The organism is Lacinutrix chionoecetis (assembly GCF_053604665.1).
In genome coordinates this window covers 128,119-154,882 of record NZ_JBSHNQ010000087.1, presented here as the reverse complement: position 1 = coordinate 154,882, position 26,764 = coordinate 128,119, and the positions used below count along the sequence as shown (strand labels likewise).

General features: G+C 33.5%; 21 protein-coding genes. 4 read left to right on the top strand and 17 right to left on the bottom strand.

The genetic code is table 11. From position 1 onward, the window contains the following. Positions 1-3: 3 nt before the first annotated feature. Genes rfbA through ACVC43_RS15525 form a run of 6 tightly spaced genes read right to left on the bottom strand, consistent with a single transcriptional unit; the run spans position 4 to position 7,049 of the window. A complete protein-coding gene (gene rfbA, locus ACVC43_RS15550; RefSeq protein WP_452225463.1) occupies positions 4-867 on the bottom strand; it encodes a glucose-1-phosphate thymidylyltransferase RfbA in 864 nt (287 codons plus the stop codon). Positions 868-870: 3 nt separating this feature from the next. Continuing rightward, entirely contained in the window at positions 871-1,896 is a 1,026-nt protein-coding gene (gene rfbB / locus ACVC43_RS15545; protein ID WP_452225462.1) for a dTDP-glucose 4,6-dehydratase, read from the bottom strand. Next, complete coding sequence (locus ACVC43_RS15540; RefSeq protein ID WP_452225461.1) at positions 1,874-2,941, bottom strand: hypothetical protein; 1,068 nt, start codon at positions 2,939-2,941, stop codon at positions 1,874-1,876. The genes rfbB and ACVC43_RS15540 overlap by 23 nt, the downstream gene beginning before the upstream one ends. 17 nt (positions 2,942-2,958) lie before the next feature. Next, positions 2,959-4,647 carry a DUF6909 family protein gene (locus tag ACVC43_RS15535; protein WP_452225460.1) on the bottom strand — a complete coding sequence of 563 codons (1,689 nt, stop codon included), beginning with the start codon at positions 4,645-4,647 and terminating at the stop codon, positions 2,959-2,961. 28 nt (positions 4,648-4,675) lie between these two features. Then, positions 4,676-6,175 (bottom strand): GH3 auxin-responsive promoter family protein, encoded by a 1,500-nt coding sequence (locus ACVC43_RS15530; protein WP_452225459.1) that lies wholly within the window; start codon positions 6,173-6,175, stop codon positions 4,676-4,678. A gap of 4 nt (positions 6,176-6,179) precedes the next feature. Next, on the bottom strand, positions 6,180-7,049 hold the full coding sequence (locus ACVC43_RS15525; RefSeq protein WP_452225458.1) for a M23 family metallopeptidase: 870 nt from the start codon (positions 7,047-7,049) through the stop codon (positions 6,180-6,182). A gap of 126 nt (positions 7,050-7,175) precedes the next feature. Here ACVC43_RS15525 and tatA point away from each other — a divergent pair, with 126 nt between their 5' ends. Beyond that, a complete protein-coding gene (tatA, locus tag ACVC43_RS15520; protein ID WP_452225457.1) occupies positions 7,176-7,355 on the top strand; it encodes a twin-arginine translocase TatA/TatE family subunit in 180 nt (59 codons plus the stop codon). A 68-nt stretch (positions 7,356-7,423) separates the two neighbouring features. Here tatA and ACVC43_RS15515 read toward each other — a convergent pair whose 3' ends face one another. Genes ACVC43_RS15515 through ACVC43_RS15500 form a run of 4 tightly spaced genes read right to left on the bottom strand, consistent with a single transcriptional unit; the run spans position 7,424 to position 12,834 of the window. Next, positions 7,424-8,410, bottom strand: a complete 987-nt coding sequence (locus ACVC43_RS15515) for a DUF4837 family protein (RefSeq protein WP_452225456.1) — start codon at positions 8,408-8,410, stop codon at positions 7,424-7,426. A gap of 20 nt (positions 8,411-8,430) precedes the next feature. Then, a complete protein-coding gene (locus tag ACVC43_RS15510) occupies positions 8,431-10,014 on the bottom strand; it encodes a LysM peptidoglycan-binding domain-containing protein (protein WP_452225455.1) in 1,584 nt (527 codons plus the stop codon). A gap of 59 nt (positions 10,015-10,073) precedes the next feature. Then, positions 10,074-11,261, bottom strand: coding sequence for a phosphoglycerate kinase (locus ACVC43_RS15505; protein ID WP_452225454.1), 1,188 nt, complete (start codon positions 11,259-11,261; stop codon positions 10,074-10,076). A 10-nt stretch (positions 11,262-11,271) separates the two neighbouring features. Further along, the gene (locus ACVC43_RS15500) at positions 11,272-12,834 is read right to left on the bottom strand and encodes a hypothetical protein (protein ID WP_452225453.1); all 1,563 of its coding nucleotides are present in this window, start codon (positions 12,832-12,834) and stop codon (positions 11,272-11,274) included. Between the two features lie 163 nt (positions 12,835-12,997). Here ACVC43_RS15500 and ACVC43_RS15495 point away from each other — a divergent pair, with 163 nt between their 5' ends. Further along, positions 12,998-14,152 (top strand): DNA polymerase III subunit, encoded by a 1,155-nt coding sequence (locus tag ACVC43_RS15495; RefSeq protein ID WP_452225452.1) that lies wholly within the window; start codon positions 12,998-13,000, stop codon positions 14,150-14,152. Then, entirely contained in the window at positions 14,153-15,070 is a 918-nt protein-coding gene (locus ACVC43_RS15490; protein WP_452225451.1) for a diacylglycerol/lipid kinase family protein, read from the top strand. A gap of 2 nt (positions 15,071-15,072) precedes the next feature. On the opposite strand, the gene ACVC43_RS15485 is transcribed toward ACVC43_RS15490, so the two are convergent. From ACVC43_RS15485 to ACVC43_RS15455, 7 genes are all read right to left on the bottom strand, one after another. Continuing rightward, the gene (locus ACVC43_RS15485) at positions 15,073-16,971 is read right to left on the bottom strand and encodes a hypothetical protein (protein WP_452225450.1); all 1,899 of its coding nucleotides are present in this window, start codon (positions 16,969-16,971) and stop codon (positions 15,073-15,075) included. Between the two features lie 140 nt (positions 16,972-17,111). Continuing rightward, positions 17,112-17,624, bottom strand: a complete 513-nt coding sequence (locus ACVC43_RS15480) for an OmpH family outer membrane protein (protein WP_452225449.1) — start codon at positions 17,622-17,624, stop codon at positions 17,112-17,114. 228 nt (positions 17,625-17,852) lie between these two features. Then, positions 17,853-18,707: a class I SAM-dependent methyltransferase gene (locus tag ACVC43_RS15475; protein WP_452225448.1), complete on the bottom strand. Its 855-nt coding sequence runs from the start codon at positions 18,705-18,707 to the stop codon at positions 17,853-17,855. Positions 18,708-18,720: 13 nt separating this feature from the next. Continuing rightward, positions 18,721-18,963: a hypothetical protein gene (locus tag ACVC43_RS15470; protein ID WP_452225447.1), complete on the bottom strand. Its 243-nt coding sequence runs from the start codon at positions 18,961-18,963 to the stop codon at positions 18,721-18,723. 58 nt (positions 18,964-19,021) lie between these two features. Next, positions 19,022-20,893, bottom strand: a complete 1,872-nt coding sequence (gene mnmG, locus ACVC43_RS15465) for a tRNA uridine-5-carboxymethylaminomethyl(34) synthesis enzyme MnmG (protein WP_452225446.1) — start codon at positions 20,891-20,893, stop codon at positions 19,022-19,024. A 172-nt stretch (positions 20,894-21,065) separates the two neighbouring features. Further along, the gene (ybeY, locus tag ACVC43_RS15460; RefSeq protein WP_452225445.1) at positions 21,066-21,476 is read right to left on the bottom strand and encodes an rRNA maturation RNase YbeY; all 411 of its coding nucleotides are present in this window, start codon (positions 21,474-21,476) and stop codon (positions 21,066-21,068) included. Beyond that, on the bottom strand, positions 21,469-24,984 hold the full coding sequence (locus tag ACVC43_RS15455) for a DUF4175 family protein (protein WP_452225444.1): 3,516 nt from the start codon (positions 24,982-24,984) through the stop codon (positions 21,469-21,471). Before ACVC43_RS15455 ends, ybeY begins: the two co-directional genes overlap by 8 nt. 198 nt (positions 24,985-25,182) lie before the next feature. On the opposite strand from ACVC43_RS15455, the gene gltX reads away from it, so the two are divergent. Beyond that, the gene (gltX, locus tag ACVC43_RS15450; protein WP_452225443.1) at positions 25,183-26,691 is read left to right on the top strand and encodes a glutamate--tRNA ligase; all 1,509 of its coding nucleotides are present in this window, start codon (positions 25,183-25,185) and stop codon (positions 26,689-26,691) included. Positions 26,692-26,764: the final 73 nt, after the last annotated feature.

Sequence of the window (26,764 nt, the reverse complement as noted above, 5' to 3'; positions counted from 1 at the left end):
ATTTTAATGCTCTAAAATACTAAGAAGGTGTTTTCCATAACCACTTTTAACTAATGGTTGTATAAGTTCTTGAAGCTGTGTTTTAGAAATATAGCCCATTCTATATGCTACTTCCTCAATGGCACCAATTTTTAATCCTTGTCTCTCCTCAATAACTTGAACAAATTGTGAAGCTTGCATTAAAGATTTAAAAGTACCTGTGTCTAACCAGGCTGTACCCTTATCCAGTACACTTACCTTTAATTTCCCTTGTTCTAAATAAGCCTTATTAACATCTGTTATTTCTAATTCACCTCTATGACTTGGCTTAATATTTTTAGCAATATCTACAACATCATTATCATAAAAATAGATACCAGGAACGGCATAATTAGATTTTGGATTTTCGGGTTTTTCTTCGATTGAGATTACTTTACCATTGGCATCGAACTCGGCAACACCATATCGTTCTGGGTCATGAACATGATAAGCATAAATAATACCTCCATCTGGGTTGTTGTTTTCCTGTAATAGTTTCTCTAATCCTGTTCCGTAAAAAATATTATCTCCTAAAATGAGTGCAACCTTATCGTTCCCAATAAAATCGGCTCCAATAATAAAGGCTTCTGCCAAACCATTTGGTGCTTCTTGTACTGCATACTGAAAATTACATCCAAATTTCTTTCCGTCACCAAGAAGCGCTTCAAATAATGGTAAATCGTGAGGTGTTGAGATTATTAAAATATCTTTAATACCAGCCCACATTAATGTAGATAATGGGTAGTAAATCATTGGCTTATCGTAAATAGGCATCAATTGTTTACTTACCGCCAACGTTAATGGGTGTAAACGTGTTCCTGAGCCTCCTGCCAATATAATTCCTTTCATAATCTAATTATATTTTTTTAAATACCAATCTATGGTTTTTTTAATTCCGGTTTCGAAGTTTTCATCGGCTTTCCAGCCTAATTCATTTTCAATTTTAGAGGCATCAATGGCATATCTAAAGTCATGGCCAGGCCTGTCTTTTACAAAAGTGATTTGATTTTTATAAGAATTTTTGCTTGGTTTGATAGTGTCTAAAATTTCACAAATTGAATTTACAATATACAAATTATCTCTTTCATTTCTTCCGCCAATATTGTATGTTTCCCCTGCTTGTCCGTCTTTAAAAACTAATTCAATTCCCTTGCAGTGATCCAATACGTATAACCAATCACGAATGTTTTTTCCGTCTCCGTAGATAGGTATATTTTCTCCCGAAATTGCTTTTCTAATAATTGTAGGTATTAATTTTTCGTTGTGTTGTTTGGGCCCATAATTATTAGAGCAATTGGTTGTAACTACATTCATACCGTAAGTGTGAAAATAGCTTCTAACAATAAAATCTGAAGCGGCCTTGGAAGCACTATATGGGCTATTAGGAGCATAAGGTGTAGCTTCTGTAAATAATCCTGTTTCTCCTAATGTACCATAAACTTCGTCTGTAGATATGTGGTGAAACCTCGCATGCTTGAAATTTTCTTTAACCTGATTTGGTTTATCCATCCAGAAGTTTTTAGCAACGTCTAAAAGGTTAAACGTTCCTGTAATATTTGTATCTATAAAAGCACTTGGGTTTTTAATAGAATTATCCACATGGGACTCAGCAGCAAAATGTATCACACCATCGAATGTGTATTGCTCGAACAGCCTTTCGATAACAGTTCTGTCACAAATATCTCCCTTAAAAAAAGTGTAATTCTCATGCTCCGCTATTTCGTTTAAGTTCGATATGTCACCTGCATAGGTAAGTTTATCTAAGTTAACCACTTTTACTTCTGGATTAGCTTCTAAAAAATACGGAATGAAATTAGAGCCAATAAATCCTGCTCCTCCAGTTATTAAAACACTTTTACTCATCATAGTTTTTGGCATAAATAACCACTTTTTTAATAACATAAAACAGTGCTAAAAGAAACATAGCTAAAACTGGAAAAATTAAGGAATATTTTTCTTTCCATGTTGTTTCCTTGTTTCCAACGGGTTGAAAACTACTAATAACATCTACAAAGACATCTTCGTTAATTCGTTTTGCATCGAGCTGTCTTAATTGTTCTCTTAAACCTAATTCTTTTTCAAGTAAGGCATACTCTTTAGTATCAAGCTCTGTATCTTTAGATAACAAAAGTTCTCCAAACTTTACAGGTTGACCAGGGTTTTTGGCTTGGTCTTGTAATGCTTGTATGTATATTTGCTGCAACTTTTCTACTTCGCTTAAACTGGAATCTATGTTCTTCTTTTGTAAATCGTATAATAAAGAATCTTTTACCTTTTTAGAGCTAGAAAACTCGTTTGTAAAAGCGGTATTTATACCGTTGGTAAGACTTTTAAAAATATCTTTTTTATTAGACTTTGCAGTAATTAAGAATAAATCTCCAGAATAAATACTTCTATTTTCGATAAAATCGTCATAATTGGCTTGTAACAAACCTACACTATCGAGCTCTTGGGTAAATCTTTGGTATTGTAGAATACGGTCATTCTCAGTTTCTGGACCTGGCTCTATTTTAAAACCTTTTATGTCTTCAACATTTACGCTTTTCGCACTGTCTTGGTTAAATATTTTATTTAATTGATCGTAATCCTTATTTGCAATTAAGGCGTTAAAGAAGCTAATATTATTAACTAATTGAAATTTTGAGTCGAAATAAGGCCTCACCAACATTTCAGATTTGTAGGTAACTGGACTTTGTTTTTCGGCTACATAACCTAAAATTATAGCAATTATTAATACTCCTAAAATAATTTTCCAACTATTAATGATTACTTTTAAAGTATAAATAATAATAGAAAAAATCCCTTTAATAATATCTTTAATTACCTTAAAGATGCTATTGATTATTGTTCCTATATAATTAAAAAACACGATTAAGTCTACTTCTTCATTGGTGTTTTTGTTTGGTGGTAATTCTTGATTCATAATTGGTACTACTCGTGTTAGTTAAATATTTGTTGTAATATCTTTCTGGTTATTAAATAGGTTGGTTTTACACCAGAGGTACCTAATCCTCCAGAAGCAAGTGTACTACCCGTTTCTAATGGGTTATCACTAGCATAATAAGCATACCTCACCTTAACGTCTTTATTGATGCTACTTCTTACTTTTGAAGCTGCTTGAATGGCTTTTTGGTAATGTGCGCCCTCCATTTCTAGTCCTATAACGTTCCATGTTGAAGTATAAAAGAATTTTAAAATATCTTTATTTTGAAGCGAGGTACCCAATACGGTAATCATACTTCCTTCATAAATATTAACACCATGTCCTTCTAAATCCTCCTTGCTTAACTCGTTTTCAAAAGGATAATTATCTGCTGTACCTTCAAATATGTGTGCAGAGGGTATCATAATATCTCCTTTCCCACCTTCTAGAATTCCTGCTTTTCCCATTATTGAAATAGACTCGATATTCAGGTGTGTTTTTTCATCACCGTCATCATATGGTTTTAACAACTCGTCTATAGTTTCGTAGGCCTGTTCTCCAAATGCATAATCCATAACGAAAAGCACAGGCTTTTCACCATTACTATTTGTTTTTAAAATTTCAAGGTCTGTGAATTTTAAATCAAGCTTCGCTGTATCAAAAATCTGAACATTTATGTTGGTTCCAGAGGTGTCTTTGATATAAATCATCCCTTGCTGTAACGCTTTTTGTGTTACTTTATTGCGTAGTGCCTCGTTTTCAGGGCTACTTAAGGCTTCGTACACTTGAAAAATATCTTTTTTAGCTACCAAACTTTTTAGGGCTTGAGGCGCATATAGTGTATTCATCACACTATGTAAATTTGCACTAATTATATGTATTGGCCTGGATAATAACCCTTCCTTTTTAAGTGTTTCTTTAATAGTATTTGCCCAACGTTCACCATGAATGTGGTGTCCTAAGCGCTCGCGTAGCACAGGACTAAAAGTCACTGTTCGTTTGTTGTTATTTATAATCTCATCAATTGCCAATTTCCCAAGCCAATATACTATTTCCAATAAACGTTCTGGATGTTTTGGGGTAGCAAAAACACTATAAACATCACTAAGTTCTTTAAAAGTTCGACCTAAAATATTTGCTGTATGTGTAATTGCTATTTCGCGTTCTGGTTTAGTAAGTTTCTTTTTGCTTAATACAGCATTTTCCAGTTTAATCCAATCGCGAGTGGTTTTTCCTTTTTCATCTATTACAACGCGTTTACAAATTTTGTGAGATTCTACAAACAGGAAAGTTAAATGTGTTAAAATATCGTAAATTTCACTACGTCCACGTGTAATTTCAATATTCATTTGCTCCTCGTCTATGCGATAACAATTTCGTCTTCTTTTTGGTGGAATTATAGGTTCGAAATGTGAATTCGCATAGCCTTCGTCACTTGTAAGATTAATAAAACGACATTGTTCTATACCAATAGGCAATCTGTCTACAACATATAAGAGTCCATCTAATTCTGCCTTTTCATCAGAAATAGATCCATAAATTTCTGGTCTTAAAACTAAAAGTGCTTCTCGCAAAGTCTCTCCCGAAATGCCCATAGGCTTATAAAAGCCACGATTGAATAAATGTCGCATGGTAATGTACATTCGTTCAATGGCATTAGAGCTTTCTTGTGCTCTGGTTCTTTCGTGTCTTTTAATTTTAGTCATTAAGTCTCTTTAGCTGGCAAATATACTATTATTTACTAATAATCTCAGTATTTAAAGCGTCTGCGATTTTACGATCGTTTGCCAAACGCGGTATTTTATTTTGGCCTCCCAACTTGCCAATAGACTTCATATAATTTTGAAAGCCTTTTTTCCGGATAACAGAAATTTTTAGTGGTTGTAACACTTTACCGCTTATCAAGTCTAAATAGTAACTGTTTTGTTGCTGTAAAGCGGTATCTATTTGTTGTGCTAAAACTGAAATACTTTCTGGTTCGTTTTCAAATTCTATAAACCATTCGTGATATGGTAAACCTGATGCTGGATTAATTTGTGGTGCCACAGTAAACTCGTTTATTCTAACTGAAGAATTTTCGGTAGCTTTTTTTAACGCCTGTTCAACCTCTTTACCTATAACATGCTCTCCAAATGCAGAAATAAAATGTTTAATTCTGCCAGAAACAACAACGCGATAAGGTTTCGTGCTGGTAAACATTACTGTATCGCCAACATTGTAAGCCCACAATCCTGCATTTGTTGAAACAATCATCACATAATTTTTATTTACTTCTACGTCCTTAATGGTGATTCGTTTTGGATTTTCGTTGAAGAATTCTTCGGCTAAAACAAATTCATAAAACATCCCAGAGTTTAATTGTAATAGCATGCCTTTCTCGTCTTGTTTGTCTTGATACGCAAAGAAACCTTCGCTTGCAGGATAAAGTTCAATACTGTCTACTTTTCTCCCAATTAAGTTTTCGAACTTAGCACGATAGGGCTCATAATTAACACCTCCAAAAATAAACAGGTTGAAATTTTTAAAGATTTCGCCAACTTTTTTTCCTGTTTTTTGTTGGAGTTTTTCAAAATACATTTGTACCCAAGATGGAATACCCGAAATAATTGTCATGTCTTCTTTCAGCGTTTCTTCTACTATAGCGTCTACTTTAGTTTCCCAATCTTCTATACAATTAGTTTCCCAAGATGGCAGTCTGTTTTTTTGAAGATATTTTGGTACAAAGTGAGCAACGATACCAGAGAGTCTGCCAAGTTGCACACCGTTTTCCTCTTTTAAAATGGGACTACCTTGAAGAAATATCATTTTACCATCCACAAATTTCGAGTGTCCTGTTTCATGTATGTATAATAAAATAGCATTTCTTGCCGCGTTTACATGATTAGGCATGCTTTCGGCAGTAATAGGAATGTATTTCGCACCAGATGTTGTACCAGATGTTTTTGCAAAATAAAGTGGTTTCCCTTTCCAAAGTATGTTTTCTTCACCAGCAACTACTCTATCAACATATGGTTTTAGATCTTCATAATCACGAATAGGCACCTGCTTTACAAAATCGTCATGACTATTTATACTCATAAAATCGTGGTCTTTTCCAAATTGAGTTTGAGCAGCTTTGTCAATTAACTCTTGAAATACTTTGTTCTGTGTTTCTACTGGATTATCGGACCATTTTTTAACTTTATTATAAACAATAGCTGCAAAGGGTTTAGCGAAAAATGATTTTAATGACATATTATTATTTAAAATCTATAAAATTAGTGGGATTTACAGGATAACCATCACTCCATAGCTCGAAATGTAAATGTGGTCCTGTTGATAACTCACCTGTGCTTCCTCCTGTAGCAATTACCTCTCCAGCCTTTACTAAATCTCCTTGCGTTTTGGTAAGCGATGCGTTGTGTTTATAAACTGAAATTAATCCATGACTGTGCTCTATAATAATAACATTACCTGTTTGGGCTGTCCACTCTGCAAATATTACAGTACCATCTGCAGTAGCTTTTATAGGCGTGTCTTTGGCAACTATAACGTCTACCGCATAATGCTTTTCTTCTGCATTGTACTGTTCGCTTATTACGCCATTAACGGGAGGAAAAAGCACAAAATTGGTTTTCGATCTTGCGGTTTCAAACAGGTTGTACTTATCTTCTTTATCTACTTTAGCTCTTAATATCGAATCTGCAGCACTTGCAGATAAATCTACATTACTGGCATCTATATTGGCAGCCTCAATTATTGAGTCTCTATTAAATTCCACTGTATTTACCTCACCTTGTAATACTTTTTTTATAGACGCGTAGTATTGGTCGTTGTAGGTTATAATTTGCTGTAAGGAATCTGTTTTAAAATTAAGCTCTACTGCTTGTTTTTTGAGTGCTGTTGAAGAGTATCCTGGAATATATTCTCTTAAAGGTGTAAAGGCTATGAGTAGAATGGTGAAGGCAATAAGCATAATTGTTGATATACCAACTAATACAAAAACATTTAAACGTGTGAGTTTAAATGCCAGACGTTCTTCGAAAGTGTCTTCATTTAAAATGACTAAACGATACTTGTGAAGTAGTTTTTTTGATATTTTTTTTGTCTTTTTTGTCTTCTTAGCCATTGGAATTTATGTTGAAACAAAAGTAAATAAAATTATTATGACATTATTTTACAATATGCTAAAGTTAACTTTTAAACGCTTTAATTAAACTTTAATTATTAACTTTGTAGCTTAAATTTAAAAGTTATGAATTTATTTACATTACCATTATTTATTGGTTGGCCGCAAGTAGTATTAATAGCAGTGGTTGTTTTATTATTATTTGGAGGTCGTAAAATACCTGAATTAATGCGAGGACTTGGAAGCGGTATTAAAGAATTTAAAGACGCTAGTAAAGAAGAGGAAAACGCTAAAGAGAAGAAGTAAAATCCTTAATTAAACGATATAAAAAAACCATCGCAAAGCGATGGTTTTTTTATGGTATGAATTTAGTTTTAATCTATTTTAATAGACTTAATAATGGATTCTAATTCAAAAACGTAATTACGTTTAGATACCGATGGCGCGTAAGCAAAACCTTCGGCTACAACATATCTGTTATTAACCTTATCTTCTATATAGTAAGTAATAAAAGGGCCTGACATGAATTGATTTTCTACATCCCAAAGCCCTTTTACCTCTATAGTGGGTTTATTGTCTATAATAGTTTCAAAAACATGTGGAGCATAGGCCATTTCGGTAGCCATATAACTCCCATCTACAGGTCCTGGAATGTATTTTTTTCCAATAGAATCTCTAATTTTTATTATCTGACTCACCAAGCTGTCATTCTTCTTAATGGCATTTAAAGGAATCTGATAAAACAAAACGTTTGTATAACCTGTTGGGATGTCTCGTTTAATCCAGTAAAATTTATCTTCTTTAGTGGCTTCTGTTTTAGCCACACGATAATAAGAAGGAAATCGTACTTTAATATTTAATGCTTCTTCAATATCTTTAGATTGGTAAAGCGATTTACTCATTTGATGTTGCTTGTACCTTATTTCTTCGGCTTTTAAAGCTTCAGTAATATTATCTGCGTTTTTGGTTATTTGCTCTTTAATTTCTGCAATATTTTTTCCAGAAACTGTTACAATTTTTTGTGGCCTTGCGTGCACGTCTCTTTCAATCTTAAAATCGGCAATGCCTTGCTCAATTTTTAAAATACTTCTGTTTTCTTTAGCAAAACCAGTAAATACTTGAGTTGGTATCTGGGTTAAAGAAAACATAGGTTCTTCTTGCGGTAAACCATCTATGGGTTGTGCCATAACATTTCTAATAGTTTCACCAACAGAGTTTTGCCATAATTCGTTGTCTATTACAATTGCAATTTTATTAACTGGTCCAGCAGAATCCGGAAGGATTCTTGTACCAGGTTTATCGCTATCTTTACATGAAATAGCAGTAATTATTACAGCTATAATTAGTATTATTTTTCGCATAATATGTTTATTTTAAAGCATTAACTTTTAGACACGCGTAATGTCATGCCTGGTTTTAAATTAGTACCACTAATATCGTTCCATTCTTTGATATTTTGAACAGAAACACCAGGAAATTTTTGCGAAATGCTCCAAAGTGAGTCTCCACTTTTTACAGTATACGTCTTTCCACTAAAATTTGAAACACTTTTGGGCGTATTTGAAGTTGTTGTCGTTGCCGAAGGGTTTCGAGGGTAGACAGTTAATCGCTGACCAATTTTAAGGTCATTACTACGCAGTCCATTCCACTTTTTTATCTGGCTTACACGCACACCAAATTTTCTTGCTATTTTTCCTAGATAATCGCCACTTCTTACTTTGTAGCGTGTTTTAGTATCCGATGTTAATAACTGAGGCATTGGTTTTTCCCGCTTATCCAATTCTGCTTTAGCAAAGGCGTACATTTGTTTTTCGTTGTTAACAAAAGCGCCTACTACAGTTCTTGGCAATCTTAATGTGTAGTTTTTTCCTTTTATGTATGGGATGATGTCTAATTTATATGAAGGGTTTAAAAATTGAAGCACTTCTATTTTAACATTTGTAAATTCTGAAACTTGATCTAAAGTTATCGTCTGTTTTACATGAATTGTATCTGTTTCAACATAATTAAATTGTGGCTTATGTTGTATAAAGCCATGCTCTTTTGCGTATTCAAAAATGTACATGGTTGCTAAAAAGGCTGGTACATAACCCGCTGTTTCACGTGGTAAATTAGGTCTAATATTCCAGTAATTTTTATATCCACCTGATCGTCTAATAGCCTTATTTACATTACCTGGTCCTGAGTTATAGGCTGCTAATGCCAAATCCCAATCCCCAAAAATTTGATATAATTTTGCTAAGTATTTAGATGCAGATTCTGTAGATTTTATAGGATCGCTACGCTCGTCTACATAACTGCTTACCTCTAAACCATATTGTTTTCCTGTTGCAAACATAAATTGCCACAAACCTGTTGCTCCAACACGAGATTTTGCTCTTGGTTTTAATGCAGATTCTACAATGGCGAGATATTTCATCTCCAACGGTATATTATAATTGTCTAATTCGCGTTCAAACATTGGAAAGTAAAATTTACTTAATCCCATTAAACGCTCCATAGATTGGTGCCTTGTTTTTAACCAACGTTTTATCAGGTTTTCTAATTGTGGATTATATTCTACATTAAAAGGTGTTTTTGCATTTAGTCGTTGTAATCTTGCCTTTAGAGTGTCTGTAGATAACTCTGGATAGTAAACGGCTTCGTATTTTAAGTCTGTTACATCACGGTAAATGGTATCGAAAAGTGAAGTGCTATATAACTCTTCCATCCATTTTTTATCGAACTCTGAAGCGAGTTCATGATCATTTAATTGTTTTGTTAAATCAACTTCAACAATGGGTTCTATAGATTTTTTAAAGAGCGCTTTACCATCAATAATAGTATCTATTACATAGCTTTCGCCTGCAATTAATTCAGATTCTGATAACCTTGTTGTTTTAACTTCGGGCGCATCTTGTGCATTCAGCAAAAAAACGAAGAAAAAGAAGCAATAAAAATAGATATATTTAGAAAGTGATCTCATTAAATTTTTTGTTTTAAAACTAACGTTAAATAACCTAAAATGGTATTTAAATGCATGTATTAAGATAAAATCGCTGCAATTCCTGGTAAGGTTTTACCTTCTAAACTTTCTAACATAGCTCCTCCTCCAGTACTTACGTAGCTCACTTTTTTCTCGAAACCAAATTGCTTTACTGCAGCTACAGAGTCTCCTCCTCCAACTAATGAAAAAGCTCCTTTTTTAGTTGCTTCTGCAATAGAATTACCAAGAGCTATAGTTCCTTCAGAAAAGTTTTCCATCTCAAAAACTCCTAAAGGACCGTTCCATAAAATGGTTTTGCTTTGCATTACGACCTTGTGAAATTGTGTTCTGGATTCTGGTCCAGCATCTAGTCCCATCCAGCCTTCTGGTATAGTATTTATATCGTTAATTTTAATATTGGCATCGTTGCTAAATGCATCTGCGATGACCGAGTCTGTAGGTAGATGTATGTTTACATTTTTTGCCTCGGCCTGCTTTAATATATCTAAAGCCATTTGTAATTTATCATTCTCTACTAAAGAGTCGCCAATATTGCCGCCTTTAGCTTTTACAAATGTAAATGCCATACCGCCTCCAATAATAATATCGTCAACCTTGTCTAAAATATTTTCTATCACTGTGATTTTTGAAGATACTTTTGCACCTCCTAAAATGGCTAGAACTGGACGTTCGTCCGATTTTAAAACTTTATCGATACTTTTTATTTCCTGTTCCAATAATTTACCAAAACATTTATTATCTGGGAAAAATTTAGCGATTACTGTGGTAGAGGCGTGGGCTCTGTGTGCTGTTCCAAAAGCATCATTAACATAAATGTCTCCAAGTTTAGAAAGTTCCTCTGCAAAACCACTATCTCCTTTTGTTTCTTCTTCATGAAAGCGTAAGTTTTCTAAAATTAATAGTTCGCCTGGCTTTAATTCTGAAGCTGCTTTTTCAGCTTCTGCTCCAACACAATTAGAAACAAATTTGGTTTCTACGCCAATAATGTCCTCAACAGTATTAGCGATGTGCTTTAAAGAAAATTCTTCTTGAACTCCTTTTGGCCGTCCTAAATGCGACATTAAAATGCAGCTTCCGCCATCTTCTAAAATTTTAATTAGTGTTGGTTTTGCGGATGTTATTCTGGTGGCATCGGTAACCTTAAAATTATCATCTAATGGAACATTAAAATCTACCCTTATTAATGCCTTTTTATTTTTAAAATTAAAATCGTCTATTGTTTTCATTTATAATGTTTTAATCTAAGTTAACTTTTAATATCCAAGTGTCTCTAAAGGGGTATTGTTGTATTAATTCCTGTTGTTTTGCAAATGCCTCTTTGGCACTGTTGGTTTGTAAAATTGCAACAAATTCCCAATTATTTTTTGGGTTTTTTACAGTTACTGGTGTGTAGCCTTTTTTTATCATGTAGGCTTCCCATTTTCGAGCTCTAAAACTTTCGGAAAATACATTTGTTACTACATAATAACCACCACTTACATTGTTAAACTTGGTTGAGCGTTTAGATACTAATAATTTAAAATCTCTTGAATTAAAATCCTTAATTCCTGGTGGTTTCCAAACGTATTTTCTTTTATTTTCTTTAGCTTCGGCTTGTGTTGTTCTAATAACCTGCGGCTCCACTTTAGAAACTTTACTTACAGGTTGGCTTTCTTCGACAACATCTTCAAAGAAATCTTGACTAATTTCTGTTTGAAATGCTGCAAAATACATGTAAAAACGATCAGATTTTGTTTTTAATCGTAGGGTTGTAGAACTCATATTATTGTCTATAATAGAGTTGTTATAGTTGGGTATTTCTAACTCAGCTATATCAAAGCCTAATGTGTTTCGGCTACTTGGAATACGATCGTAATTAACCAAACTATTGTTAGTTATGGCACTATTAAAGAAGTTTTGCTGGTTTCTTGCGCCATTACTTAAGGATTGATAAGAACCATCGCGTTTTATTATTGCGCATTCATCTTGCATTAATGTTAAATCGCCTTCTAAGGCAGACACAACCAAGGATGTTTTTACATCGCCTTGATCTACGGCTTTAAAGTTTTTAAAGGTAATATCTACTGGTAAATTATTTACTAATGCAAAACCATCGTAAGCGGCAATGTACTTTGGATTATCTGTTGGAGATTGGTATACTACGTACAACATCCATCCTGCTGCACTTCCGCCAGAAATGTAACCTTGCGATGCTTTAATGTTTGCCACGGTATAGTTTCCGTTTAATGTGTCTGCCTCTCGTAAAATTTTGGTCACATCAGCATAACATACATAGGGGGAATTTATAGCATGTGTTGGGTTAGTAGCACCATCGTATAAAATTTCGCCACCAACGGTTTTGTATTCACCTGCTGGTGTTTTAAACATAATGGTATCTATGGCTGTTTGTTGCCTAAAGTCGCCCTTAAATTCGTAGCTATCTCTTGATTTTCGGCGTTTACCTTCTTCTAAACTATAAGTAGCTGTCCAATATAATGCGGCAAAGGTGATTTTTTTTAGATTATCTGGTAATTTTAATTGGGCTGCACTGGAGCTAAAAGTCGATTTATCGTCGTCTATGTCAATGTATTTCATTTTTACATCGTCATTATCAACATTCATGTCGTTGAACTCGTTTTTTTTATGTTCACCTAAAATGCTGTTTCCAATAGCTTTGGCATCTCCATAAATATAAAATTCATTTCGTGATTTAAAATCAACACCATCATATCCCAAACTATCTTTAATAGCTTGATTTTCTTGTGAATAAAGGTTGTATAACCCTAAAAACGAGAGAAAAATTAAAAATAAAAATCTCATTAAAACTGGTTTAATCTTTTAAAAATTAGCGTTACTATATTTCAAGATTCAAATATATGGAAATACTACGACTCCGTTTTTAGTTCAACTAGTTAATATTAATGCTTAAACTTATACAGAGCAAAAAATAGTTTTTATTTCCTGCGTGAACTATATTTGCTTTATGCTTTTTAGTGAAATAATAGGTCAAACACATATAAAAAAACACCTTACTGCAAGCGTAGATAACGGTCGTATACCACATGCACAGTTATTTATAGGTCCAGAAGGTTCCGGTACGTTACCTATGGCAATTGCATATGCGCAGTATGTTTTATGTTCTAATACAGAGGGAGAAAATAATAAGGGAAACGAAGCATGTAATCTAAAGTTCAAGAATTTCTCGCATCCAGACTTACATTTTGCTTTTCCAGTTACTACTAACGATAAGGTAAAAAGACATCCTGTTTCCAGTCATTTTTTAGAAGAATGGCGTGATTTACTTATTAAGCAACCGTACGGTAACTTATTCGATTGGTATAAACTCTTGGGTGTTGATAATAAGCAAGGACAAATTGGTGTCGATGAAGCCCAAGATATTATTAAGTCTCTGGCTTTAAAATCGTACGAAGGTGGTTATAAAGTTATGTTGATTTGGATGGCAGAAAAAATGAATACTGCAGCAGCTAACAAACTCTTAAAACTCATTGAAGAGCCTCCAAATAAAACTGTTTTTATACTTATTGCTGAAGAAGAAGAACAGATTATTAATACTATTACCTCTCGTTGCCAGATTTTACATTTTCCTCCTTTGGCAGAGGTCGATATTAAAAACGCACTTATTAAAAATTTTAATTTAAGTGAAACTGTAGCTACTAAATTAGCGCATCAAGCCAATGGTAATTACAATAAAGCCTGCGATTTAGTTTATAACGATAGCGAAGACACCCAATTTGAAACCTGGTTTATTTACTGGATTCGTGCTGCCTTTAAAGCTAAAGGAAATAAATCGGCCATTCATGATTTAATAAAGTGGAGCGAAGAAATAGCTAAAACTGGTCGCGAAACACAGAAGCATTTTTTAAACTTTTGCTTAGATTTTTTTAGGCAGGCCTTGTTATTAAACTACAATGCAGATGCATTGGTTTACATGGAAATTAAAAATGAAAAGTTTGAGCTCAGTAAGTTTGCACCTTTTGTACATAACAATAATATTATAGATATCTCAAACGAGTTGCAAGATGCTATTTATCATATTGAGCGCAATGGTAACTCAAAAATTATCCTTACCGATTTATCTATAAAATTAACGCGATTGCTTCACAAAAAATCGGAGTAAATGGATGCTCTTAAATGGTTTGTAATTATTAATCCTCAGTCTGGAAACGGCACTGCTTTAAAACGTTGGCCAACGATACAAAAGCTTCTAAACGCCTCTCACTTTAATTATAAATTTGCCTTTACCAAATACAAATGGCATAGTACAGAATTGGTTACAACGGCAATTAGCCAAGGTTTTAAAAACATTATTTGCGTTGGTGGAGATGGTACTTTGCATGCAATAGTTAATGGGATCATGCATCAAAATATCGAAGCATGTTCAAAAATACAGGTTGGTGTTATCCCTATAGGTACAGGTAACGATTGGGCAAAACATTATAACATTCCAAACCGAATGGAAGACGCTATTTCGCTTATAAAAAAGAATCGTATTTATAAACAGGATCTTGGTAAAATAGAATTTTTAGACTCTAATAATCCGCCTGTTTATTTCAATAATATTGCTGGTATTGGTTTTGACGGTTTAGTCTCTAAAAAAACCGAGAAATTAAAGCGGTTGGGCAGGTTATCTTACTTTATCGCTGCCTGCCAAGCCTTAGTGTCACTTTCAAATTTTGAAATTTATATTTCCAGTGATAAGGAAGAATTTAATACAAAATCGATGATGGTTATTGTTGGTTTATGCAAATATTCTGGAGGAGGTATGCAATTAACCAGTGACCCAGACCCAAAGGACGGTTTGTTAGATGTTACCAATGTAGCCAATTTTAATGTTTGGGATTTTATAAAAAATTTACCTAAGCTCTATAATGGTAGAGTCCATAAAGCTAGTAAAATAAGTACTTTTAAAACGAAACGTTTAACATTACAAATTGCCCAAGAAGAAGGGTTTTACATGCAGGCAGATGGCGAAGTTTTTAATGCTGAAACTATAAGAATTTCTTTGTTAAAAAACACCTTTTCCTTTTACGGTTAGTTTTATAATTTTTTAATGACTTGCTTTTCTATATTGATATTTAATATCCAAACCTGCTCTAAAAATTCGCTTTTTATAAATGCTTTTCTAAGCATAAAAACATCGTAGAAATTTTCAGAATTAAAGAGGTATACATAATACTTTTCTTGAGAAATATCTTTAAAAATTTTAGAATTTACGCCTTGGTCTTTTAGTTCGTTTTGGTATTCTAAAGCATGGTCTAAATCGTATAATAAACCGGCAATTACGTAATATCCTTTTTCAACACCATTTATGTAGGTTGTTTCTTGGTTGAGCATACGCTTGAACTTTTGTGTTTCGTATACATAGTCTTCTTTGGTTAAAAGCTTTTCGTAGTTTTCTCTGTTCATTACAAGAGAATTATTAAAAAAATCTGGGTTTTTTAATGCTACGTCTGGTTGGTAAACGTTATTCTCTTCTACGACAACAACTTCCTCTTGTTGTTTCTTTTTTAGCCATATAGGTAATGGTTTTTCTTTGGTTTCAATTTGCGGTTGGTAGGTTGTTGTTTCAGGTATTTCGGTTTTTGGAGTAAAAAATTTTTCTTTTGGCTGTATAGGTTTTTCCGTAATGAGTGGCGCTTCGGTAGTTGCTAAACGCTCTTTTTTATTTTCTTCTTTTTGTGGTTTTTCACGTTTAGACTTTTTGGCTTTAACCTTTTTTTCTTTTTCTTTTTTTGCGGGCTTTTCTTTTTTAGGTTTTGCCTCTGCTATTTCGTTTGTGTTGTCATCTTGAGGAACTTCTACTACAGTATTTTTATTTTCTTCGTAAGAACTCTTGCTTATTTCTGTTTGAAATGCAGTAAAAAACATGTAAAACCTATCGGATTCCGTGTTAAAAACCACCTCAATTTCAGTAGTATTATTATCTATTAACGGCTGTGGTTCACTAGTGACATCCAAAGAAACAATATCGAACCCTAAGGTGTTTTCGCTTTTAGGAAACCTGTTGCTAAAAACAGTACTATTATTAGTGATTTTACTATTGAAAAAATTATTTCGCGGACGATCGATTGTGCTTAGAGATGACGCCCTTTTGGTGATTGGGTTTATTAATATGCACTCATCTTCTGTTAGGGCCGAATCGCCTTCGAGTGCTGCAAAAGTTAAAACCGTTTGCACATCTCCTTTTTCTAAAGATTTAAAATTATTAAACTTAAGTTTTACTGGTACGTTACTCACGTGCGCAAAACCATCGAAAGTAGTAATATATTTTGGGTTTTTTGTTGGTGCTTCATAAACAACATAAAGTAACCATCCAGCAGCACTTCCGCCAGAAATAAAACCTTTAGTAGCATTAACATTTGCTACTGTATATTCACCATTAACATCATCTAAATTTCTCAACAATTTAGTGACATCTGCAACACAAACATAAGGGGAATTTAATGTAAAAGCACTGTCTTTATCACCATCGAATATAATGGTCCCTTTAATGTCTTTATAACTATCATTTGGTAATTTGAGTTTAACGTTATTTATGTCGTCACGTTTTTTTATACGTTTACCTTGAAATAAAAACTGACCACCAGATTCTTGCCTGTAACCTTGTTCGTAACTGTAGGTTGCTGTCCAGTACAAGGCTGCATACACAATTTTGTTTTGGTTTTCTGGTAGTTTTAAACTCGCATTACTGGAGTTAAAAGTAGAAGGATCGTTGTCTATATCAACAAAAACCATGTCAATATCATCATTGGTAAGTGATGTATCGTTAAAAGCTTCTTTAGCATCTTTACTTAATATGTTATTTCCAATAACAGTTGCGTCTCCATATATATAAAATTCCTTTTGAACTTTAAATGGAACCGCTTCTTGAGCATACATATGCCCAATAAAAGTAAAGATAATGAAACTGAAGGTTAAACAGTTTTTCATCATCATTGTATAGAATAATTAATAGCGTTAAATTATTGCAATAAAGATAGCTAAATATTTGAAAGGGCTGAAATATAAGAGATTAATACGTAAAAAAAACGCTAAATAACCATTTAGCGTTCTATTTATTTAATTGTTTACTAAAGTTATTTTTTATACGCCTCATCTAAGGCTTTAATTACAGTTTCTGATAAGTCCTGCTCTTCCTTACCATATATTACACTTGCCGCAGCATCGCTGGTGCCTAATATATACGTGTAGCCGTTATTTTTACCATAATCTTTAACATGGTTTTTAACCTTTACTATTACAGAATCTATTTCCGTTCTAAAGGATTGAGCTAATTGTTGTTTCTCGAATTGCAGACGCTGATCTTGCAACTGCTTTTTTTGCACTAATTCTTGATAAGCCTTTTCTTGATTGGCAGTACTCATACGTTGCGCTTTTACTTGAAACTCCTGCGCTTCCATTTGAATAGATTTTTCTAAACTGTCTGCTTTCGCATTGAAGGCATCTTCTCGAACTTTAAATTTGGCTTCAATGTCTTTTTTCTCTTGAATTTCGTTTATTACTTTTCCATTGTCTATATATCCAATTTTTTGTTCATTACAAGACAATAGACTTATTGTGGCAGCGACTAGCAATATTATTTTTTTCATTTCTTAAATTTTTAATTCGCACAAAAATAGGAAAGCCTAAAGGAATTTATATTAATAATTAGGCAGAAATATGGATTATAAGTTTTATTTATATTAACAAAACAACTTCATAATTAGAATTTATAGAAATTAGCTATAAATAAGACGTTTTAACGCGTTTTAAAGTTATTTAAAGCAATTTGTATGTCTATATTAAAAATAGGCTAATTAAGCATGCTATAATCAATTTTAATCGTTTTTAATGATGTAAATTATTGAAGAATACTCACCTGATCCTAAAGCCTTCAAGTTTGAATACAACCCAACAAAAAAAGCACGGAATGGATTCATTGTATTCGTTTTATATTTTTCTGAAAGTAAACTCACATAAAAAGCATCGAAAAGCATAGGAAGCTCTTTTTCTACAGTCATGCTTTTAGACTTAAACAACTTTGAAACTGACGCCTTATTGAAATGCCACAAATGCCTTGGTACATCGTAAGCAGCCCAAAAATTTTTATAAAAACTGGCATCGTAACTTTTATAATTAGGTACAGCGACTACTACTACTCCGTTTGGTTTTAAAAGTGTTTTTAAAATGGAAACTTGATGAGCTAAATTTGGTAAGTGCTCTAAAACATGCCATAAGGTAATAACATCAAAACGCTCTGGTTCCATCACTTCGAGTTGGTCGACATCGTAGACAGCATTTAAACAATTTGTATTTGCTATTGTTCTTGCTTTTTCATTAGGTTCAATACCCACAACTTCCCAACCGTTATCTTTAGCAACTTTTAAAAAAGCGCCTGTGCCACAACCAATATCTAATATTTTTTTTTCATTTGTATTAAATGAATTGATAAGCTTTATTTTTCTTTTTAAGGAAATATTACGGATAACATGATAGACTCTCTCAAAAAGATTTCGTTTTGAATTGGTATGCGAAATATAATCTTCGCTTTCGTAATAATCTGAAAGTTTATCTAAACTAGGTTGCGGTTGTGTTTCTAAATAACCATATGCTTTATTTTCTACGAGTTTAAATGCTTCTCCAGAAACCGAATAATCCTTTACTGAAATATTTGTTTGATGTTTTTTCTCCACTTATAATTGCTAATTATTCAACTCTCTTTAATATAAGATCTTTTAGCCATATTGTTTTTGAATACATAATCTGAATAGTATCATCTCTTAAGAGCATTAATTCAGTGCCTTCTAAATTTAAGAGTTTATTTTGAGCTGGTTGAATATCTTTGTCTTTAAATTGTACTTCGTTTATATATTTACCAACCACATTTTGAGCATAAACAAATGAAAAAAAGCCTAACATAAATAGTAAAATCAAACTGTTTGCTTTCAAAATTTAAGTCTTTAATTGATTTGTTCCACGTGGAACGTTTATTATACTAACCCTGTATTTACCTCCCCATATAAACTAATAACACAGAAATATCTGCTGGTGAAACACCGCTGATTCTAGATGCTTGAGAAATAGTAACCGGCTGTATTTTATTTAGTTTCTCTCGCGCCTCCAAACTCATGGATTGTAATTTAGAGTAATCAAAATTAGTTGGTATTTTAATGTTCTCCAATCGGTTTAACTTGTCCGCATTGTTTTTTTCTTTATCAATGTAACCAGAATACTTAACTTGTATTTCTGTTTGCTCTATTACTTCTCTATCCAGCTCATGGGTTTTAATATAATCATCAACAGACTGTATTTTACGCATGTCATCTATAGTAATATTTGGTCTTGCAAACAACTTATGCATTTTACCTTGCTGCTTTACAGCAGCAGAATCCTTAGCTTCTAAAACAGGATTAGCCTCTTCTGCGGTCACGCTTGTATCTTTAAAGAACTGTACAAATTTCTCTGAAGCTTCTCGTTTTTCTTCCATGCGCTTCAAACGTTTCTCACTTGCCAATCCTAATTCGTATCCCTTTGGTGTTAGCCTAAAATCTGCATTATCTTGCCTTAATAATGTTCTGTATTCGGCACGGGATGTAAACATTCTATAAGGCTCTTCTGTACCTTTTGTGATTAAATCGTCTACCAACACACCTATATATGCCTCGTTTCTTTTTAAAATAAAAGGTTCTTTTTCCTGGACTTGAAGTGCAGCATTTATTCCAGCCATTAAGCCTTGCGATGCAGCTTCCTCGTAACCTGTTGTGCCATTTATTTGTCCAGCAAAATATAAACCTTCCACCAACTTGGTTTCTAAAGTATGTTTTAATTGAGTTGGTGGAAAATAATCGTATTCAATAGCGTAGCCTGGTCTAAAGAACTTTACATTTTCAAAACCAACAATAGAACGCATTGCTTTAAATTGAACATCTTCGGGCAGTGACGTTGAAAACCCATTCACATACATTTCAACTGTATTCCATCCTTCTGGTTCTACAAATAATTGATGACTGTCTTTATCTGCAAAACGATTTATTTTATCTTCGATACTAGGGCAATATCTGGGTCCTAAACTTTGAATCCTGCCATTAAACATTGGTGAGCGATCGAATCCTTCACGCAACAAATCATGCACTTGATTACTAGTGTGTGTCATATAACAAGAGCGTTGGTGCTCTAAAGCTTTTGTTGTATCTAAATAAGAGAATTTTTCAGGTGATTTATCACCAGGCTGCTCAACCATTTTAGAATAATTTAAAGAACGACCATCTACTCGTGGTGGTGTTCCTGTTTTCATTCTACCCGACTCAAAACCTAAATTAACTAACTGTTCTGTAATACCAGTTGCAGCTCTTTCGCCAGCTCTTCCACCACCAAAATTTTTATCACCAATGTGTATTAATCCGTTTAAAAAAGTACCATTAGTTAATACAACTGTTTTGGCTTTTACTGTAATCCCTAAAGATGTTTTTACACCTCTTACTTTTCCGTTTTCAACAAGCAATCCAGAAACCATCTCCTGATAAAAATCAAGATTTTCTGTTTGCTCTAATAACAATCTCCAATCTTCAGCAAAGCGCATTCTGTCGCTTTGTACTCTAGGACTCCACATTGCAGGACCTTTAGATTTATTTAGCATTTTAAACTGAATAGCAGACGTGTCGCTAACAATCCCGCTGTAGCCACCAAGCGCATCAATTTCACGAACAATTTGTCCTTTGGCAATTCCACCCATAGCTGGGTTACATGACATTTGAGCAATGTTCTGCAAATTCATTGTAATTAATAATGTTTTGCTACCCATATTAGCAGCAGCGGCAGCAGCCTCGCTACCTGCGTGACCAGCTCCTACAACAATAACATCATATACTTCGTTAAACATAACTTTAAAATTGTTCCACGTGAAACATCTAATTTATAAATATTAAATACGTGTCATTTTTATTAAACTGAGGTGTTGTTCTAATTGTTTCACGTGGAACAAATAAACAAACCTAAAAAATTTGTAACTCTCTGAAAAATCAGTTTGCAAATATACGACGAATTAACGAATTCTAATGCAGTAAATTTAGATAGTAATTTTCCTTCTCTCGCATTAGTCTTGCATCATCTTCAGTTTTGTCTTTATACCCACAATAGTGCAAAATGCCGTGAACGATTACACGATGAATTTCATCTTCGAAAGAAGTATCAAAATCTTTGGCATTATCTAACACTCTTTCTGTGGAAATAAAAATATCTCCTTGTAGTGTTTTTCCTACTGAATAATCAAAACTAATTATATCTGTTAGTGTGTCGTGATGTAGAAAATCTACATTTAATTTGTGTAAATAGTCATCGTCGCAAAAAACATAGTTTATCTCATCTTCTTTACAATCTTCAGCTTTAATAACAGAAGATATCCAATTTGAAATTTTAGTTTCGTTAGGAAGCTTAAAACTGTTTTCGTAATTGAAACTAATCATTTTTTTGTTTGAAGTATTCTTGTACCTTTTGTTTATAAACTTGCTGCAAAGGTAGTGCTTGCTTATTCAAAATTTCGGTAGTGTTAAAATATTCTTTAGCCTTAGGTATTTGACTATTAGTTGTATTTGAAAACTCTTTCTTATTCGACTGAGATTTTCGCTTGTTATCCTGACCTTGTTGAAAGGTTGCTTTTTCCATTTTTAAAAGCTGATGCTGTAAATTCATCATTTTCGAGAGCGTTTCATTAGTAAAACCGTTATTAATAAGGTCTAACTCCACATCTTCCATTTGCTTAAGCAACTGTTTCGCATTTGCAGGTGTGCCTTTACCATTTTTTTCGTCCATTGCTAATTTATCTTCCAAAGCCTGACGAATAAGCTGTTGTTGTTGGTAAATCTTGAATAATTCACCATTAATGTCTTCGTTAAAACCATCTCCTCCTTCTTGGTTTCCACCTTTGCCTTCGCCGTTTTTGCCATCACCTTCACCTTCGCCTCCTTTACCATCTTTACCTTTCTTGCCTTTTTCACCCTGTTTACCGTTTTCACCTGCTTCGCCATTTTCTCCTTCCTCTCCTGGTTTTTTGCCTTCGCCAGGTTTGTCTCCAGGTTTGTCTCCTGGTTTTTCGCCAGATTTATCACCTTCTCCATCCTGAGGTTTGTCTCCATCGCCTTTTTTCATGCCTTCTTTCATTTGCTTGTTTAGCTCCTCCTGGCTCATAATAATGTCTGGTAGTGGCATACCACCTTCACCCTGCCCTTGCCCTGGAGATGGCATTGCCATGGCGTTTTGTAAATTTTCTAAAGCATCACTTAAAAAATTCGCCAAATTATTTGCAGATGTTACTGTGTATTGTTGCGCAGAAACGCCTTTGTATAAATTGTTTTCGGCTAATTCTGCTAACGCTTTGTCAATATTAAAATACACTTCGGAAATCTCTTTATTAACTTCTTCCGATATTTTAGGCTGGCGTAAAGACATGGCGAACAAACTATCGTCTATATGCTCAAAATGCGTGCGCAACTCTTTTTGCTTTTTTAAATAAGTAGCATATTCATTATGGTTAACCTCAATGCTTTTAAATTGCTTCATTACCTTTTCTTCATCAAAAGAAAACAAGACTAAATTATCGAGAATTTGGCGTAACATTTCTATGTCTTCCTGAAGAGCATCCTGAGCTGCTTGGCCCATTTGTGCTTGCATTTTCATGCTCATTTCTTTCATTTTCTGAGCAGCTGCTTTTTGTTTTTGCTTAGCTTTCGCGTTCTGATTTTGCTTTTGCTCTTCGTTTGGAGCCTGTTCTTTTTTCTCTAATTCTTCTGATGCTTTTTCCTGATCTTCTTTTACGTTTTCCTCTTTATTTTCATCTCTTGGCAGCTTTACAGGTTGTTTTAATTCTTGATTATCTTTTTCGAGCTCGTCTAGCTGCTTCTGGATGTCTTCAAACTTTTTGTTTAATTCTTCTTGTTTCTCTTTCGTATTATCTTTTGGCTCTTCATTGGCTAATTTATCTTGTTCTTTTGCTAACTTATCTAACTCATTGCCAATTTTTTCCATTTTTTTATTGACATAATAACGCTTTGTTAATTCCAGCATTTGTTCCAAACTTCGCTTTTGGTTCTTTGCTTTCTTAGCGAGTTTATCTAATTTTTCAGAAAACTCTTCTTTATTCATTTTTTCACGCAGTTTCTCGAGTTCCTCCAAAAGTTTTTCGTCTTCCTTAAGTTGCTCTTCGTTTTCTTTTAAACGCTCCTTTAAATCCTCTTTAAATTCGTCTTCTTTTTTATTCTCTTTCTGAAAATCTTCTAAATTCTCTTGAAGCTTTTTATTAAACTTCTGCATCATCTGCTCTTGTTGCTTCTGGCGCTTTAAAAAGTTTTCGAATTTCTTTTTATCGTTAAAATTAAGTTCAGACTTTTCTTTTTGGGTTTTAGAAAGTTCCTCTAACTCTTTTTGTTGATCGTCAAACTTTTCTAAAGATTTGTTTAAATCTTGAATTGTTTCATTTTGTTCCTGTAACTGTTTCTGCTCTTCTTCATCGGCGGTTCGTTTTCTGTAGCTAAACACGCTACTTTTAGTACTCTTGTTTTTACTAACTGCGTCATTATCGAATACTTCAAAATACAGGTCGTAACTAATGCCTTCCGTAATTTGCAAATTGTTAGGAAACGCGCTAACAAACTCGCTAAAATTAGTTCCAGAAATAGGAAGACGTTCTATCTTTTTATCTTTATCATTTCCGCTTGGATAATAGACTAATTGTAGCTTACTTAATCCGTAATCATCACTCACCTGACCGAAAAAATATAGTGATTGCTGATCTAACGAATCGACTTTAGACTGTAATTTTAATTCTGGGTATTCATCGCGAATAACTTGAATGTTAAAGGCTAAATTTTCGTAATCTTTAAGTTGCTCGTTGCTTGTGGCAATGCTATAATCTAAGTTATTATAAAGTCTTTTTCCAGCAGTAAAATCTCCGTTCTCGTTATTTGCAAACTTAGTGGTGTCTTTAGCATAAAGTGTGGCGTAATCTGTAGCTTTAGTTCTTAATTTCCAAGTAACGTTTGTTCCTACAGGTACTATTGCATTTCCTGTGCTTTTTAAAACCTCATCCCGCTTATTGGTATAATTAGGGTAGTTTAAAACCATGTCAAAACCCAGTAAAGTTGGTACAGGAGCAACGGTAATGGTGTATGGTTTAGAGTTAACATTATTAGCGCTTAGATTGAATGTGATGTTGTTTTTTGGTTGCTCGAATACATATTCAAAGGCTCCTGCTCCACGTTTTTGTAAATAATAAGTCTCATTATTAAAGCTTATTTGTGCATTTTCAGGAATAACATTACCAGCGGTTTTAACAATTAATCGAAACTCTTTATTTTCTACGGCTTGCAGATTTTCATTTAATACAAAAAACTGAAAAGGTGCTGGAGGCTCGTAGGCTGTTTGATAATTTACCACACGCTCGTAGCTATCGCTAAACCAGTTTAATTTTCCAGAAAGAGCAACTATTAATATAATAAGTAACGGAATGGCTGCGTATTTTAAATATTTAGCATTTTTCTTAAAATTTATGGCCAATTTAAACGGAATTGGCGTTAATTCTGCCGATTTCTGATCGATACTTGCCACAAGCAACTCAGAATCTGAATTGGTTTTTTTAAGCTGAAGGACATTAAGCAGCTTGTCGTTAACCTCGGGAAAATGATTGCCTATTTGCAAGGATGCCTCCTCGTAATTAATTCCTTTATGAAGCTTAAATAATTTCGCTAAAGGGATAGCAATAAACTTAATAAATAATCCTAATTCAACAGCAATAAACAGCCAAAACAACACTGTTCTCGCTATAGGGTTAAGCCATAAAAAATGCTCAATCAACAATGTAATTAAAAGATATAGCAAGCCAATACTAAAAAAGAGTATGGCTCCTTTAATAAGTTCGTTAGTATAAAACTTTCTTATAAACTGCTCTAACTTATATTGTATGTTTTTATAATTATTCATTAATCTTACTTCATCATTTGTAAACAAGTGCGTACTCGCTTGTTTTTAACTCATAAAACTACAATTTTATTTTTCAATCTCTAATAATTATGTGTTAATTGTATCTTTGCAATCCAGATCTTGAAACAAGTTCAGGATGTTAATTAATAAGTACCTTAAACATATAAACTGTTTAAGCGTTAATATTTCACAAAAACAATGTCTAAAAACGTTCGTGTGCGTTTCGCACCAAGTCCAACAGGACCGTTACATATTGGAGGTGTTCGTACAGCTCTTTTTAACTATTTATTTGCCAAGAAACATAAGGGTACATTTGTGTTGCGTATTGAAGATACAGACCAAAACCGTTATGTTGAAGGTGCCGAGCAATATATTATTGATGCCTTAAATTGGTGTAATATTCCTTTTGATGAAGGACCTGGTAAAAACGAAACATTTGGACCTTACAGACAAAGTGAACGTAAGCATTTATATAAGCAGTACGCAGACCAGCTTATTGCTAGTGGAGATGCTTATTATGCTTTCGATACGTCTGATGAGTTGGATTACTATAGAAAAGACCACGAAGCAAAAGGTAAAACCTTTATTTATAACTGGCATAACAGGCACTTTTTATCCAACTCTATTATGCTTGATGCCAAAGAAGTTCAGGCAAAATTAGATGCTGGAGACGATTATGTTATCCGTTTTAAGTCGCCTAAGGACGAAACGCTTCACCTAAAAGATATTATTCGTGGTGATATAAAAATTGATACCAATGTTTTAGACGATAAGGTATTATTTAAAAGCGATGGTATGCCAACCTACCATTTGGCGAATATTGTCGATGATCATTTAATGGAAATCTCGCATGTTATTCGTGGTGAAGAATGGTTACCTTCTTTAGCTTTACACATGCAGTTATATACTGCTTTGGGTTGGAAAGCTCCCGAATTTGCACACTTACCATTAATTTTAAAGCCTACCGGAAAAGGCAAATTAAGCAAACGCGATGGAGATAAGTTAGGTTTTCCTGTGTTTCCATTAGAGTATACTTCTCCAGATGGAGACGTTTCTAAAGGTTATAAAGAAGAAGGTTATTTTGCAGATGCAGTAATTAACTTTTTAGCTTTTTTAGGCTGGAATCCAGGCACAGAACAAGAGTTATTTAGCTTAGAGGAATTAATTCAGGCTTTCGATTTAGATCGTGTTAATAAAGCAGGTGCTCGATTTGATCCAGATAAAATTAAGTGGTTTAATCACCATTATATGCAAGAACAAAATAACGATGAATTAGCTGAAGCTTTTCAAAAAAACCGTTCTGAACTAAAAGACATTGACACAAATTATATTTCATTAGTGGTTGGCTTAATAAAAGAACGTGCAACGTTTGTAAACGACTTTTGGGATTTAAGCAGCTTCTTTTTTGTTGCTCCAAATAGTTATGATGAAAAAGCCTCTAAAAAAGCTTTTAAAGAGGATACTAAAGCGTTAATGACACAATTAGTCTCTATTATTTCTAATATTGAAAATTTTGAAGTAGAAACACTTCAAAAAGAAATAAAAGGCTGGATAACTGGAAACGATATTGCTTTTGGAAAAGTAATGATGCCTTTACGTTTAGCACTTGTTGGCGCTTTACAAGGTCCTGATGTATTTGATATTATGTTTATGATTGGTAAGGCCGAAACGATTAAACGTATTGAAAATGTAATTGCTATACTATAAATCTCATAGCTATTTTAAATAAAAAAAGCGAGCTCTTAATTAAATTGAGCTCGCTTTACTTTAAGTATTATAA

Coding starts and splice junctions, on each gene's coding strand:
- rfbA (WP_452225463.1), bottom strand. CDS start 867: ATGAAAGGAATTATATTGGCAGGAGGCTCAGGAACACGTTTACACCCA.
- rfbB (WP_452225462.1), bottom strand. CDS start 1,896: ATGCCAAAAACTATGATGAGTAAAAGTGTTTTAATAACTGGAGGAGCA.
- ACVC43_RS15540 (WP_452225461.1), bottom strand. CDS start 2,941: ATGAATCAAGAATTACCACCAAACAAAAACACCAATGAAGAAGTAGAC.
- ACVC43_RS15535 (WP_452225460.1), bottom strand. CDS start 4,647: ATGACTAAAATTAAAAGACACGAAAGAACCAGAGCACAAGAAAGCTCT.
- ACVC43_RS15530 (WP_452225459.1), bottom strand. CDS start 6,175: ATGTCATTAAAATCATTTTTCGCTAAACCCTTTGCAGCTATTGTTTAT.
- ACVC43_RS15525 (WP_452225458.1), bottom strand. CDS start 7,049: ATGGCTAAGAAGACAAAAAAGACAAAAAAAATATCAAAAAAACTACTT.
- tatA (WP_452225457.1), top strand. CDS start 7,176: ATGAATTTATTTACATTACCATTATTTATTGGTTGGCCGCAAGTAGTA.
- ACVC43_RS15515 (WP_452225456.1), bottom strand. CDS start 8,410: ATGCGAAAAATAATACTAATTATAGCTGTAATAATTACTGCTATTTCA.
- ACVC43_RS15510 (WP_452225455.1), bottom strand. CDS start 10,014: ATGAGATCACTTTCTAAATATATCTATTTTTATTGCTTCTTTTTCTTC.
- ACVC43_RS15505 (WP_452225454.1), bottom strand. CDS start 11,261: ATGAAAACAATAGACGATTTTAATTTTAAAAATAAAAAGGCATTAATA.
- ACVC43_RS15500 (WP_452225453.1), bottom strand. CDS start 12,834: ATGAGATTTTTATTTTTAATTTTTCTCTCGTTTTTAGGGTTATACAAC.
- ACVC43_RS15495 (WP_452225452.1), top strand. CDS start 12,998: ATGCTTTTTAGTGAAATAATAGGTCAAACACATATAAAAAAACACCTT.
- ACVC43_RS15490 (WP_452225451.1), top strand. CDS start 14,153: ATGGATGCTCTTAAATGGTTTGTAATTATTAATCCTCAGTCTGGAAAC.
- ACVC43_RS15485 (WP_452225450.1), bottom strand. CDS start 16,971: ATGATGATGAAAAACTGTTTAACCTTCAGTTTCATTATCTTTACTTTT.
- ACVC43_RS15480 (WP_452225449.1), bottom strand. CDS start 17,624: ATGAAAAAAATAATATTGCTAGTCGCTGCCACAATAAGTCTATTGTCT.
- mnmG (WP_452225446.1), bottom strand. CDS start 20,893: ATGTTTAACGAAGTATATGATGTTATTGTTGTAGGAGCTGGTCACGCA.
- ybeY (WP_452225445.1), bottom strand. CDS start 21,476: ATGATTAGTTTCAATTACGAAAACAGTTTTAAGCTTCCTAACGAAACT.
- ACVC43_RS15455 (WP_452225444.1), bottom strand. CDS start 24,984: ATGAATAATTATAAAAACATACAATATAAGTTAGAGCAGTTTATAAGA.
- gltX (WP_452225443.1), top strand. CDS start 25,183: ATGTCTAAAAACGTTCGTGTGCGTTTCGCACCAAGTCCAACAGGACCG.